The 13,212-nt window shown below is 37.2% G+C and carries 10 protein-coding genes; 4 read left to right on the top strand and 6 right to left on the bottom strand.

Features of this window, described 5'->3' with window-relative positions; all coding sequences use genetic code 11:
- Nucleotides 1-6: 6 nt before the first annotated feature.
- Nucleotides 7-1,257, top strand: a complete 1,251-nt coding sequence (locus ACZ2M0_RS02320) for an MFS transporter (protein WP_490058376.1) — start codon at nucleotides 7-9, stop codon at nucleotides 1,255-1,257.
- A gap of 250 nt (nucleotides 1,258-1,507) precedes the next feature.
- Here the strand turns inward: ACZ2M0_RS02320 and ACZ2M0_RS02315 are convergent, their stop codons facing one another.
- From ACZ2M0_RS02315 to ACZ2M0_RS02295, 5 genes are all read right to left on the bottom strand, one after another.
- Nucleotides 1,508-3,322 carry an FtsX-like permease family protein gene (locus ACZ2M0_RS02315; RefSeq protein ID WP_490058375.1) on the bottom strand — a complete coding sequence of 605 codons (1,815 nt, stop codon included), beginning with the start codon at nucleotides 3,320-3,322 and terminating at the stop codon, nucleotides 1,508-1,510.
- Nucleotides 3,323-3,372: 50 nt separating this feature from the next.
- Complete coding sequence (locus tag ACZ2M0_RS02310) at nucleotides 3,373-5,178, bottom strand: FtsX-like permease family protein (protein ID WP_490058374.1); 1,806 nt, start codon at nucleotides 5,176-5,178, stop codon at nucleotides 3,373-3,375.
- An 11-nt stretch (nucleotides 5,179-5,189) separates the two neighbouring features.
- Nucleotides 5,190-5,939, bottom strand: coding sequence for an ABC transporter ATP-binding protein (locus ACZ2M0_RS02305; RefSeq protein WP_490058373.1), 750 nt, complete (start codon nucleotides 5,937-5,939; stop codon nucleotides 5,190-5,192).
- Between the two features lie 180 nt (nucleotides 5,940-6,119).
- Nucleotides 6,120-6,734: an ECF transporter S component gene (locus ACZ2M0_RS02300; RefSeq protein WP_081945394.1), complete on the bottom strand. Its 615-nt coding sequence runs from the start codon at nucleotides 6,732-6,734 to the stop codon at nucleotides 6,120-6,122.
- A 108-nt stretch (nucleotides 6,735-6,842) separates the two neighbouring features.
- Nucleotides 6,843-7,652 carry a DUF4931 domain-containing protein gene (locus ACZ2M0_RS02295; protein ID WP_490058372.1) on the bottom strand — a complete coding sequence of 270 codons (810 nt, stop codon included), beginning with the start codon at nucleotides 7,650-7,652 and terminating at the stop codon, nucleotides 6,843-6,845.
- Between the two features lie 111 nt (nucleotides 7,653-7,763).
- Here ACZ2M0_RS02295 and ACZ2M0_RS02290 point away from each other — a divergent pair, with 111 nt between their 5' ends.
- The 3 genes from ACZ2M0_RS02290 (at nucleotide 7,764) to ACZ2M0_RS02280 (ending at nucleotide 10,555) form a co-directional block, all read left to right on the top strand.
- Nucleotides 7,764-8,975 carry a L,D-transpeptidase family protein gene (locus tag ACZ2M0_RS02290; RefSeq protein WP_490058371.1) on the top strand — a complete coding sequence of 404 codons (1,212 nt, stop codon included), beginning with the start codon at nucleotides 7,764-7,766 and terminating at the stop codon, nucleotides 8,973-8,975.
- A 157-nt stretch (nucleotides 8,976-9,132) separates the two neighbouring features.
- Nucleotides 9,133-9,471: a hypothetical protein gene (locus ACZ2M0_RS02285; protein ID WP_490058370.1), complete on the top strand. Its 339-nt coding sequence runs from the start codon at nucleotides 9,133-9,135 to the stop codon at nucleotides 9,469-9,471.
- On the top strand, nucleotides 9,464-10,555 hold the full coding sequence (locus ACZ2M0_RS02280) for a HigA family addiction module antitoxin (RefSeq protein WP_490058369.1): 1,092 nt from the start codon (nucleotides 9,464-9,466) through the stop codon (nucleotides 10,553-10,555). The genes ACZ2M0_RS02285 and ACZ2M0_RS02280 overlap by 8 nt, the downstream gene beginning before the upstream one ends.
- Nucleotides 10,556-10,630: 75 nt before the next feature.
- Here ACZ2M0_RS02280 and ACZ2M0_RS02275 read toward each other — a convergent pair whose 3' ends face one another.
- Entirely contained in the window at nucleotides 10,631-13,162 is a 2,532-nt protein-coding gene (locus ACZ2M0_RS02275) for a M1 family metallopeptidase (protein ID WP_490058368.1), read from the bottom strand.
- Nucleotides 13,163-13,212 lie beyond the last annotated feature (50 nt).

Genomic DNA, 13,212 nt, shown 5'->3' with positions numbered 1-13,212 from the left:
AAAAACATGAACATTTTTTTAAAGAATAAAAATTACAGAAAATTCACCCTCGCCAGCTGGTTATCCGGTGCAGGCAACATCCTGTTCTACCTGGCCCTCATGACTTATGCCAGCAAGTTAAAAAATTATTCCCTGGCATTATCTTTAATTGCAATTACCGAGTCTCTGCCTGATTTAATTCAAAGCTTCAGTGGCTACCTGGCTGACCGGACACACAATAAGTATCGCGTAATTGTCTGGCTGGCAGTTATTCGCTTTGCGTTATACATGCTGGTGGGTCTGCTCTTTGCCACCAATATTGCTGGCTGGAACCTGGTCTTAATGGTTATCGGACTCAACTTTGTATCTGATCTTTCCGGCATGTACTCTGGCGGTTTACAAACACCGCTAATCGTTGGCCTCGTCGGTGAAAACGAAATGGCCGAAGCTCAGGGTTTTACAAGCGGCGTATCACAACTAATTACACTAGTTGCACAATTTGTTGGCTCCGGGCTCCTGCTCTTCATGTCATACTCAGAACTGGCTGTTGTCAACGCACTAACCTTCTTAGCAGCAGGCTTACTTTATGCCAACATTGGGATGAACGTTCATAAGCAACAGCCTGAACAGACGGAAGAGGTAAATGACCAAAACTTCTTTGCCACAATTGGTTCATCATTCAAGGAAGTAAGGCAAGCCCACGGACTTTTAACGATTGTTTTAGTTGTAGCTATGCTTAATGGCTTGCTTAGTTCTGTCCAACCATTAATTTCAATTGTTATTGCAGGAAACAAAAGCATGCTTATCGGCAGCTATAGTTTCACCATCGCACTTCTAGGAGCCGCTGCCGCAATTGGTTTAGCTCTTGGCAGTGTAGTCGGCACCAAACTCCTTAAAAACACATCGCTTTTCCAGCTATCTTTATTATCTACTATTAGTAGTGCCATTATGGCTACTGTCATCCTAAATAAGAATATAGTGTTCTGCCTTATTCTAATGACCAATCTTGGTTTCTTAGCTGGTACGAGCAGTCCTAAATTAATGCAACGGTTGGTTGTCTCCGTAGATCGCAAAATATTATCTTCTTCAGCAGGGCTTTTAAACACTATCTTGGCAATCGCTGGTCCATTAATGACGACATTATTTACCACCATAGCTGGTACAATCAACGTTAATTATGCCCTGTACGGTGTCCTGGGACTTAGTGCAATCGTCTTCACTGTTACTTTAATTGTAATGATAAAAGTCAACAAAACAAAACAAGCTAAAATTGCATAAAAATTTACTGATGTTTTTACCTAAAAAATCCAGACCAATCCAACATAAATTATTGGAAGCTATACCAATTTTTTGCATACTAGGGATAAAAGCGTTCTCCAATTAAGATTTTGTGAAATTAAATTTATCCACAAGAAAAAGCCCAAAATATTGGGCTTATTTTTTCATGAGATGTTGCGTGAATTCCCACCAATTAAAGAGTTACTATTTTTATTTTGAAAATTTATTTCAAAATCCGGTCTTTTTATAATTATTTATTTGTGAGCACAATTTTTTCATATAACGTAACTGTTAACAAGTAATAACCCAGATAAAGCACAATAAAAATTGTAAATGGAATCCAGATATTATGGTATGGAGATATCAGCAATGTTTTAAACAGTTTTAAGCCACAAAGGACATCTACTATGCCTAAAATAGCAGGCATGGTGAACAAAGTACCAATTTCTTTTCTGATTGAACTGCGCAATAATTGTGGCCTGGCTCCAATTTCATGTAGCATCTGGTAGCGCACCTTGTCGCTAGCTGCACCACTTAAAACTTTAAACATTAACGTCGAAGCGAGCATAGTCAGAAATGCTATTCCTAAGAAAAAGCCCATAAATTCAAACGCACTGGTAAAGCCAATCATATTGCTATAGTTATATGATTTTGAAGAAAGGTAAATATCCTGGTAATTGCGATTTTCCTTCAGTTGCTCTTTTTGAATTTGTTTAATCACTGGAAAATCATGGGCAAAGTCTTTGACATTAATATAACTGACGAATTTTTTCTGACCATTAAGTGTATTCCATCTTTGCTGTGAAACTAGCTTAATTTTTTTAGGAATGCCGTTAGGCACCATTTGGCTAAAAATGCTGTTGGCAGCTGTTTCAGGTTTATCCAGTTCGGCAGTAACCAGTGTTTTCACTTTATATGTAGGTAAATTGTCTTGATTGTTATGAAAATAGATTTCTATTTCTTTCAGCGGCTGTTTTTCAAATTCCGCGCGGTTAAAGTAAAGATGCATCCCCTTTTCTTTGTAGTGATAAGTCTGCTTATTAGTAATGGCTAATTTTGCTTCTGCTTTTTTAACTGCTGGCGTCTGACTAACAATTGTAGCATCATAATAAAAGCTTTTTTGCGTCTCATCCTTCATGGAGCCAAAATTAAGTCCCACGGTAATTGCACCTAAAGCCAAGGCAAACAGAATTGAAATCATAGTTAATATCTTGGTGTAGCTTTGCAAACGAAATTTCAACTGACCAAGAGTAAATTCATTAATACCACGATATGAAAAAGATTTTTTATTAAGTAAATAATTAATTATAGCTGTAAAGACGCCATTAAAGACGAAGAAAGAGCCAGCAATAATTGTTACTAAGGCGGTGGGAATAAGAAAGTAAATATATCTGGTGGACAAAGTCATTACATAGTAACCGACTGCCAGCAAAAGCACACCGCAAATTGCTTCAATTCCCCGCAAAACGGGATGATGATTAAGATTAATTGGAGTTTGATCTTCGTGTAATAGGTCAATTACCGGAGTATGTGTAAGTTTGTGGACATTGCTCAGTGCACCTAAGAGAAAAATAATAACAAAGAAAAGCAAAGTCCCTATTATGGCACTCGGCAATATTGCCTTATAGTGAGTAATTTCTACCCCTAACTTACCTACCAACGCCTTGGTAACTATTGTGGTCAACCCAAGCCCTAGTATTATGCCCAACAACACAGCCAAGAAACCAGTTAACAGAGTTTCAGAAAAAATTAGTAAACCAATTCGCGTGCTTTTGGCACCGAGCATCATATACATGCCATAGTCATGCTTACGCATACTTAACAAAAATGAATTGGCATAAATCAGATAGACAGATGTAATGATTACTAACAAAATAATGCCAAAGGTAAAAATATATGTCAGGTATGCCGTTCTACCGTAGACATCTTTACTAATAAATACAGGGTTAGTAGCAATTGACAAGAACATGTAGAAAATCATGCTGGCAACAATTAAACCAGAAAATAATACCAGATAATCTTTTAGCCTATTTTTAATCCCCGTCACAGACAGTTTCCAAATCATTACTGCTCCTTTCTTTAATTAAAAACAAGGATCTATTTACTGCTCCCATTTTACTCACGTTCCAGGACGATTTTTTCATACAGTTTTACGGTTAATAAGTAATAAATCAGGTATAGCACGATAAAAATTGTAAAAGGAATCCATAAGTTCTGGTATGGGTGTGGCAAGAGCAACTTAAACAGCCTCAAGCCAAAGAGCACATCGATTATGCCTAATACGCCGGGCAGAAGAAACAGCACCCCAATTTCATTTTTAATAGATTGCCGCAAAACTTTTGCCCTTGTGCCAATTTCAAATAACATTTGGTAACGCACCTTGTCACTAGCTGCGCCACTTAAGACCTTGAACATTAAGGTTGAGGCCAGCATGGTCAGGAAAGCGAAGCCTAAAAAGAAGCCCATAAATTCAAAACCGCTGCTGAAATTCTTGATTAACTGGTAACTGCCCGCCTTGCTGGAAGTATAAATATACGAATAAGCAGAATTTTCCTTCAGTTGTTGTTTCTGCAATTTTAATATGGTGGGAAAATCCTGATCAAAGTTTTTCACTTTTACAAAGCTGACAAACTTGTCTTGTCCTTTTTTCTCGGTCCATTTTTTAGGTGAAACCAGGCGAATAATTTTAGCAATACCATCAGGAACCATAGCGCCAAAGGCATTATTAGCGTATGTTGCTGGCACATCTAATTTTTTTGTAGGCAAGTTGATCGTCTTGTATGCCGGTTTGCCATTTTTCATGTAAAACTTGACGTTTTTGACTGGGTTATTGTTAAATTCACTGCGGTTAAAATACAAATATTTACCCTGTTCTTTATAATGATAGGTTTGCTCACGAGTAATCGTCAGTTTATTTTTAGCCTGCTCAACTTTGGGAGAATCACTGATAATAGTAGTGTCATAATAAAAATTGTCTTCAAGTTGCTCACTGAGCGTGCTGAAGTTAAGCCCTACAGTAATAGCTCCAAGTGCCAAGGCAAAAAGCAATGAAACAACTGTCAAAATTCGCGTATAATCATGCAATCGAAATTTCAACTGGCCTAGAGTAAATACCCGGATGCCATGATAAGAAAAGCTTCTGCGGTTAAGCAAAAATCCGATTAAGGCGCTGAAAAAAGCGTTAAATGTGAAATATGAACCGGCAACTATGGTCACTAGCGCTGCTGGAATAATAAATAAAATAGCACCGCCTGGAAGACCCAGAATAAAGTAGCCTGCAGCTAAGAGCACCAGCCCTAGTATTCCTTGAATCCAGTGCAAGACCGGCTGGCGCTTGTAGGCAACCGGCTTTTGGTCATCACGCAATAATTCAATTATCGGTGTCTTGGTTAATTTACGGACATTTTTCAAAGCACCGAATAAGAACATGATAATGAAGAAGATAATCGTCCAAATGATAGCGTTGGGTAAAACAACTGCAAAATGTTTCACCGTCAACCCTAAACGAAATATTAACAGCTGTGACACTATGGCAGTGAGGCCAAACCCGAGCACAATACCCACTAGTGTAGCTAAAATGCCAGTTATTAAAGTTTCCAAAAAAATTAGTAACCCAATTTTGGTACTCTTAGCTCCCAGCATCATGTACATGCCGTAATCGTGTTTGCGCATGCTCAACAAAAAAGAATTGGCATAAACCAGGTAAACCATAGTAATGATTATCAGCAAGATAATACCAAAGGCAAAAGTGAACCGAACATAGTTACTTGGTGCTGCAATATCATTTTTGATAAAAGTGGGGTTAATTGTGATTGTAAGGAACATGTAAAAGATCATGCTGGCAACAACCAAGCCGGAAAATAAAACCGCATAATCTTTAAAACGACTTTTGATTCCCGTTAAGGACAACTTCCAAACCATTTTAGTTCTCCTTATTCGTCAGTATCTAAGTGGTCGATTAACAGATGATAAAATTCTTGTCTGGACTGACCGTTTTTCAACATTTGCTCACCAATCTGGCCGTCTTTAATAAATAAAATACGACTGGCAAAACTGGCAGCAAACGGATCGTGCGTAACCATCAGAGTGGTAATACCATCGTTTTGATTCAAATCAGCCATAGTATAGAGCAATTCGCGGGCGCTCTTTGAATCTAAGGCACCCGTCGGCTCATCGGCAAGCAAAATTGCAGGTTCATGTACTAATGCCCTGGCAGCTGCCACTCTCTGTTTTTGCCCACCTGATACTTCAGCAGGATACTTGGGCAGAATTTCTTTAATGCCCAGTCTAGTTGCAATTTTGTCAACCAGCGGATCAATTTTTCTGGGAGAAATACCCCTTAAACTTAAAGGCAAGGCAATATTTTCCCGATTAGTTAAATTTTCCAGCAAATTAAAGTCCTGAAAAATAAAGCCGATTTGCTTACTTCTAAAGTCAGCTAATTGATTGGCATTTAAAGTGCTGTTATCCTCATGGTTAATAAAAACATTGCCTGTTGTCGGTTTGTCCAAAGTTGACAAAATGTTAAGCAAAGTTGTTTTACCGGAACCAGAGGCCCCCATAATGGCCACAAATTCACCTGAATTAACCGCGAAATTAATGCCTTTGAGAGCCTGGTACTGCTTTTCGCCACGCTTTCCGTATGTCTTAGTAACTTGGTCTACTCGTAAAATTTCAGTCATTTGTAAGATCCTCTTCGCAATACTTCTGTACTATTCATCTAATACACTAATTCTATTATTAACTTTTGTCAATAAAAAAATAAGCCTCTCCGACTTTGAAAGACTTATCTGCATACTTTTTCCTTGTTTTTAGCGGTCAATTAAGAATATTAAGTTTTTCTTAAAAACACTGCTATTTTCTTAGCCTACTCTGCGTAATACCTTGTTGAGCGGCGTCACAATAATTGGCGTCACAATTGCAGTGAATACTGCCTCAACCAGACCATTCAGACCTAGGGCAATTATTAACGCTGTAATTAAAGGCGTCCCCTGAGCGAAGCTGCCCAAATGGCCTAGCAGTTTGGCAGAGTTACCCATGAAAACCAGACTGGTTAGTAGAATTACAAAAACAGTGTTAGTTAAAGAAGTCACTGCTCCCGCAACCGTGTAGCTTACTTCTTTAATGCTATTTTTCTTTTTAGCAGTTAATTTTCCAATCAGTCCTGGAAAAAGACCCGCCAAAACACTAGGAATTACGGCAATCGCAAAGTTCTGAAAGAGCATCAAGCTGACAATATCGCCTGGTTGCGTATATGCCTGCACCATACGGGCAATACCCCAAAAAATACCGAAAAATGTGCCGGCAATTGGTCCCATAAGCAAAGAATAAATGGAAACAGTCAAAGGAATAGTAGTTATAGCCGGCAAAGTTGGCAATATGCGAATATAACCGATATTAGGAATGAAAGTTTGCAATAAAAAGATTGCGACAAATATGGCAGTAATAGCCAGGTTCTTAGTTTCTTTTCTGCGCATTTGCGTCCTCCTTAAAAAAACACCTTGCTATTATATTGCTTAGAATTATTTGTCGCAAATATTATCTCTGCTAAGTATTAGTTTTAATAATAATTACTTTAATAAAAACTATATTTTAAATCCTTTCTCTAAAACTGATCCAGACTCAAAAAAGCGCTTAAATTTTTTAGCTTCAGTTAGTAACTTTTCCCGATTATCTACCTGTGAAAGCTTATAGCCGACAAAATATGGTGAAGCTGTGTAACGTAAAATCAATTTCGCACAAATTCCCTGATCAAAACGCGGATAAAAGAACAAATTGTAGGAGTCATAGTGACCGTTGGACAAAACTTCCAGCATGTATTTAGCACCACTTTGAATCCAGTCGGACCAGTCATCAATACTTTTTTCATCAAGCAGGTTGAAATCTAATTCGATATAGCCTTGAATCGGATGGGTGCCAACGTTAACCTCCAGCCCGCTTTTGTTAAAAATACTAATGCCTTCAAAATTATTGGGCTGAAGATACTTATAACCGTTCATCTTTTTCAAGCCAACGATTTGCATGTGCGGGTGCTCAAGTGATCCTCCAGAATTTTTGCCAAAATTCTTGTACCATAATACCGATCCGAACTCAGGTGAATCATTCATTTGCTTAAAACATGACAGTGAAAAGCGCATCAAAGCCCGATTATATTCAGGTGAATAGGTAGTGATATCTCCCGCATGTTTATTAGATTCAATCAAAACTGTTTGAACAGTATCCAGCAATGTCGGATATTTATTAGCTAGCCAAATCATGTCGCCTTGCCTTTTTATAATATTAGTCAATTCCGCCACATTACAAAAGGGACAACCAGAATTGTTTTTCACTTTACGGTAAGAATTAGGCTTTTCTTTAGCTATGTTAACATCAAACACTAATGGGTCATTTTCCATTGGGCAATCCCTCCTAAAAAATTTTCTTAAATATTGCATTTTACTAGAGCCGCAATAGATGGTAAACTGTAACCGCAATTATTTTTTAAAAATTCCAACGGTGGTAGAACTATGCAATCAAAAAGAAATTTAAAAAAACACAACAACCGCAATAACTTGTTTCTGATTATTATCGGAATAGTTCTGATTTTAGCAGTTATATTTGGCGTGGTTCTATATAATAATCACGTTGAATCGCAAAAGCAGGCTAAAGCATTCGCTATTAATCATTTTAACCCTAATGTTAATATTTATGGAGTAGAAGTTGGAAACTTAACAATTAATAAAGCAACGGCCAAGATTAATCGGAAAGCCAACAATATCGTCTCCCTGGAAAATGGTAAAGTTGCAATTGAACGCGATCCCAGCATTGATACGATTAAGAAAAAGGAAGTTGCTAACTACTTCAAAAAGCAGCATACTACAATGCCAGATAAGCAAAATTATGAATACCGCAATACTGACTTAGACGCTGCCAATAAAAAAATGCAGGCTGTGAGTCACGCTGTGGTCAATTACCATGTAGCCGGCAAGGATTATCAGCTTAAAGCTCAAAGTCTGATTAATCAGGCAATTTACAAAAAAGGCAAATATTCATTTCTTAATTCAGAAAATTTAACAGCAAAACTCAATAAAATTGACAAGGAAGTTGCAACTATTCACCAAAGTTACAAGTTCACTGTGCCAAAGGGCAAAAAAGTTGCAGGAAGCAAAATTACCGTCAAAAACCAAAGCTATGGCTGGGGTGTTCATGTCAAAAAGGCTCAAGCCGCTGTCGAACAAGCATTTTTAAATGGGACTAAAAATCTTGATGGTAAAGATTACATCTATGGCCTGGGTTATAGCACTTATGGTTTAGGATATGGCAAAAACAATCATGGTATAGGAAATAACTATATTGTAGTTTCACTTAAAAAGCAGGAAATGTGGATTGTAAAAAATGGCAAATTAGTCGTACATTTGAATGACATTGTCACTGGTACGAGAGATGGCGTTAAGGGTAACAGTACCCCTCAAGGTGTTTGGTATATTCACTATAAGCAAGGTCATGCTGTATTGCGCGGACGCAATAACGACGGCTCTAAATATGCTTCACCAGTCAGATACTGGATGCCATTTACTTTAAGTGGCTGCGGTTTCCATGATGCGAGCTGGCGTGGCGATTGGAGTAAAAAAGCTTATTTACGTGGCGGTTCTCATGGTTGCGTTAATATCAAGCCTAGAGAAATAAAACAAGTTTGGCATAATGTAAGCAAACATGAACCTGTAATTATATACGATTAAATAATTTAATAAGCAAATTAAAGGACAAGAATTTAAAAACTTGTCCTTTTTTGCTATGAATGCATGTTACGAATATTATTGCAACCATTGACTTTCACGCTAAATAGCAATAGTATTAAATTACCTAATAGGTAATTTAAAGGCTTGTGGAGGAAGTATGCTTATTAATTACAAATATAAAAAGGTTGAAAAACAGTGTGAATCTCTGAAACAAGCAAAAAAATATTTACCAGAAAAGGTCGCCAAAAAGTTAATAAACAGAATTAATTTTATCAAAAGTTCAGAAAATTTAGCATCAGTGATATCCTTCAGACCTTTAAGATTTCATAGCTTAAGAGGTGACAAAAATGGTTTTTATGCAATGGATATTGATGGCAAAAAATGTGAATATAGGATAATATCTACTTTTGATGGGTATAAAAGGGAGCAAGTTTTTACTGAGTCTAAATCTATAACTATTATTGAGATAACGGAGGTTAGTAAGCATTATGAGTAACGAAATTGAATATAAAGATCTAATCGCTTTCCATCCGGGTTCTTATGTAGAAGAAATCGTGGAAGACTTAAATATTACACAAGCTGAATTTGCTGCTAGACTTGAGGTATCGCCTAAAACTATTAGTAAAATAATTAATGGAAAAGAAAATATTACATCTTCAATTGCCAATAAACTGTCTAAGGTGACTGGTATATCAATAAAAACATGGTTGAATTTGCAAGCTAACTTTGATTCAAAAATTGAAGAAATTGAAAATGAAAAGAATAAAAATGAAAAGAAAGTTTGCAATTGCATTAACTTTTCTTATTTAGAAAGTAATGGCTATATTGCTAAGAAAAGATATAAATTAAAGCAAAAAATTGAAGTTCTACATAAATTACTTAAGCTTTCAAATTTAACTAGACTAGAAGACTTCAATGCTGCAGTGAGCTACCGGCGTTCAGCCTCAACCAACGAGAGAAAATCTATAATCTGTTCGAATGTTATGCTCGAGCTTGCGACTAACAATGCTCGTAACAAGACAGCTAATAAATATAATAGGGAAAAGTTGTTAAAAATACTACCGACTATTAAAAAAATGATTTTAGAGGATCCTGATCTGTTCTACCCTAAACTAAAAAAATTATTATTAACTTGCGGTATAGTTTTAGAAGCTCTGCCAAACCTTCCAGGAGCAAGACTAAATGGAGCTACTAAAAAATTCAAAAACGGTAGTGTATTGCTTCTAATTACTGATAAAAATAAGTATGCTGATATTTTTTGGTTCTCATTGGTTCATGAATTGGGACACATATATTACGAAGATTTTTATTCTGGATACAAGGATAAAAATCAATATCAAGAAAAAGAAAGGAAAGCTGACCAATTTGCTACAGACTTCTTTATCTCCCAAAAAGAATATAAAAACTATGTAAGCGAAGGAATATTCACCAGTCGCACAATTAAAACATTTGCTAAAAAAACAAAGGTATCTGCTGGAATAGTAGTAGGTCGCCTGCAATCTGATGGATTAATTAACTTTAGTCAATTCAACAAACTTAGAGATAAGTATGAGATCTCATTAAATACGTCAAAAGGATAACAAAACGCACACAAAAGTATTTTAAAACATTGTGTGCGTTTTTATTATCAATTTTAAATATTAAATAATTTTTACTTATAAAGCTTCCTTAACAGCCTGATTGACAGCATCCTTTTCAGCATTAATTACGTCAACCTTGGACTCGATATTCTTGGTATCCATTCTGATCTCACGACCAAGACCCGGCTGATCAACCTTTGGCTCAAAGAATTCTTTGAATTCTTCCAGTCTCTTTTCAGTATGGAAAATGTTTGAAGCCACAGTAATATAAGTGGTAAATTCCATATCACCACCGACTGTCTTTTCCAGCCATGACCATTGATCCCGTAACCAGTCCCAAGCAAATTGTTCGCCTTTTGGATTGGCTAAGACATTTGCAAACCAAGAACGCAAATCTTGAGGCTTAACGATTGCAGCATTCTCAAAATTCTCAATCAGTTTCTTGATTTCAGATGGATTCTTGGTGTTGGTAATACCATCAGTAAGATCGTCCTTATAGTTAGGATCGATGGCAGCTTGATATTCTTTCAGCAAACGATCAACTAAACCTGGTTTATTATGATTCCTAACTTCATTCATTAAAACATACGGCCGAACTGAAGCATCAATTTCGTTTAAGTTTTGATCGTGCTCAACAAAAATTTGGTGACCATCTTTTATCACAGCAGGATTTTCGGCATATAAGGCTAAAGAAATTTCCAATGGTCTAATTCTCTTATCATCATCTGTATCAGAATCCTTTGCTTGCCAGCCTAAACGTTCAACTTGCTTTTGGGCTAATTTATTAACAAATGCCTTCAAGTCTTTTTCTTGAGCTGAATCAGGTGTAACAAATTTAAATAATGAACGGATACTAGATAACAAGGCACTAATGACAATGTATGATTTAGAATCCGCAAATTTCGGCAGCAACGGTACAATTTCAGCGTATAAGATTTGCTTGCCTTCTGCTAAAAGTCCCAAATCTTGCAGTAATTGTAATTGATCTACCGGTTTAAGCTGATCAAATTCAGCCATAATATCGTTCATCAAGGTTTCATCATAATTGACAATGAAGTGTGAACTATTGCCTACGTTTACACGCAAAGCGTGACCAGCTGCACTGCGTAATTCTTGGTAATCTCCCAGATCCAGTTCTTGTTCAGACATAATCTGCGGTGCCTTAAAGTTTGCGTTCAAAGGAATAGCCCACTTGCGTCCAACTTCTTTGCCTTCACCGACGAAGAATTGTTTTTGACTCAAAATTAAGTGACCATTCTCATTCACTTTTGCGGAAACTACAGGGTAACCGGGTTGGTCAAGCCAAGTATGCATGATCTTGCCAATATCCAAATCAGTGGCAGTCGAAAGAGCATTCCATAAGTCATCACCCGTAGCGTTGCCATATTGGTGCTGCTCAAAGTAATACTTAAGTCCCTTACGCAAAGCATCGTCTCCTAAGAGTGCCCGTACCATAACCAGCATCCTTGAACCTTTAGCGTAAACAATTGCACTATCAAAAATCGAATCAATATCAGCTGGATGTTCCACATCAACGTGAACGGATTGGACACCATCAGTGGCATCACGTTTTAAAGCTGCTGGTACTTCCGAAATTTGGTAAAGATTATCCCAAACATGCCAGCTTGGCTCCAAAGCATCAACTGAAACATATTCCATCATGTTGGCAAAACTTTCATTGAGCCATAAGTCGTCCCACCACTTCATAGTAACCAAATCACCAAACCATTGGTGCGCTAATTCGTGAGTGATAACAGTTGCTACATATGCTTTTTGATAAGGAGTAGCATTATCAGGGTCAAGCAAAATTGCGACTTCACGGTATGTGACTAAGCCCCAGTTTTCCATTGCTCCAGCAGAAAAGTCCGGCAGCGCTAATTGCCAAGAATGTGGCAGCGGGTACTTGGTTTGGTAAAATTCTTCGTAAAATTCAATTGCCCGTTTTGCGATATCCAAGGCAAAGTCTAATTCCTTTGCTTGATGTGCTTTAGTCGCAAAAACTCCTACTTTAACACCGTCTTTGGTTTCGGTAAGCTTTGATTGTAATTCACCAAAAGCAAAGGCAATCAAGTAGCTGGACATTCTAACGGTTTGCTCGAAGTAGTGCACGCCATCTTCAACTTTAACTTCCGGCATGTTGGCAATCGTAGTTTCACCTTCATGCTCATCATACTTAAGTGCTAAAGAAAAAGTAGCTTTGGCTTCTGGTTCATCAACACATGGAAAAGCCTGACGCGCAGCTGTTGTTTCAAATTGAGTACCGATAATCTGTTTTTGCACACCATCAACTTGATAGTATGACGGATAAATTCCCATCATAGAATCAGTCAGCGGTGCCGAATACTTAATCTCAACTGTAACTTTACCGGTTTGACCCAGTTCAATAGCAATAGCTTCTTTGTCCTCATTGACAGTGAACGGCACATCCTTGCCCTCACTGGTGACAGAAGCAATTTTCATATACTTCTGATTAATTAAAATAGTATTTTCAAGTGCCTCACCTGTAATTGTTGAAGTACCGTTAATAGTTTTCTGTGCCCGATTAATGTCTATGAACAAGTCATAGTGTTCAGGGTGAAAAGTTTCATAAAAATGTTTAGCAGCCATATTTACCTCCTAAAATAATAGTTACTATCAATTTTAACAGACATATATGG

The sequence above is a fragment of the Lactobacillus sp. VURO6/B1 (VP7) genome, assembly GCF_058139575.1.
This window is presented reverse-complemented; position numbering and strand designations above follow the sequence as displayed.

Excerpts from the sequence above, each read along its gene's own strand:
- ACZ2M0_RS02315 (WP_490058375.1), bottom strand. The coding sequence starts at position 3,322 with ATGATTTGGAAACTGTCTGTGACGGGGATTAAAAATAGGCTAAAAGAT.
- ACZ2M0_RS02320 (WP_490058376.1), top strand. The coding sequence starts at position 7 with ATGAACATTTTTTTAAAGAATAAAAATTACAGAAAATTCACCCTCGCC.
- ACZ2M0_RS02310 (WP_490058374.1), bottom strand. The coding sequence starts at position 5,178 with ATGGTTTGGAAGTTGTCCTTAACGGGAATCAAAAGTCGTTTTAAAGAT.
- ACZ2M0_RS02295 (WP_490058372.1), bottom strand. The coding sequence starts at position 7,652 with ATGGAAAATGACCCATTAGTGTTTGATGTTAACATAGCTAAAGAAAAG.
- ACZ2M0_RS02290 (WP_490058371.1), top strand. The coding sequence starts at position 7,764 with ATGCAATCAAAAAGAAATTTAAAAAAACACAACAACCGCAATAACTTG.
- ACZ2M0_RS02305 (WP_490058373.1), bottom strand. The coding sequence starts at position 5,939 with ATGACTGAAATTTTACGAGTAGACCAAGTTACTAAGACATACGGAAAG.
- ACZ2M0_RS02280 (WP_490058369.1), top strand. The coding sequence starts at position 9,464 with ATGAGTAACGAAATTGAATATAAAGATCTAATCGCTTTCCATCCGGGT.
- ACZ2M0_RS02285 (WP_490058370.1), top strand. The coding sequence starts at position 9,133 with ATGCTTATTAATTACAAATATAAAAAGGTTGAAAAACAGTGTGAATCT.
- ACZ2M0_RS02300 (WP_081945394.1), bottom strand. The coding sequence starts at position 6,734 with ATGCGCAGAAAAGAAACTAAGAACCTGGCTATTACTGCCATATTTGTC.
- ACZ2M0_RS02275 (WP_490058368.1), bottom strand. The coding sequence starts at position 13,162 with ATGGCTGCTAAACATTTTTATGAAACTTTTCACCCTGAACACTATGAC.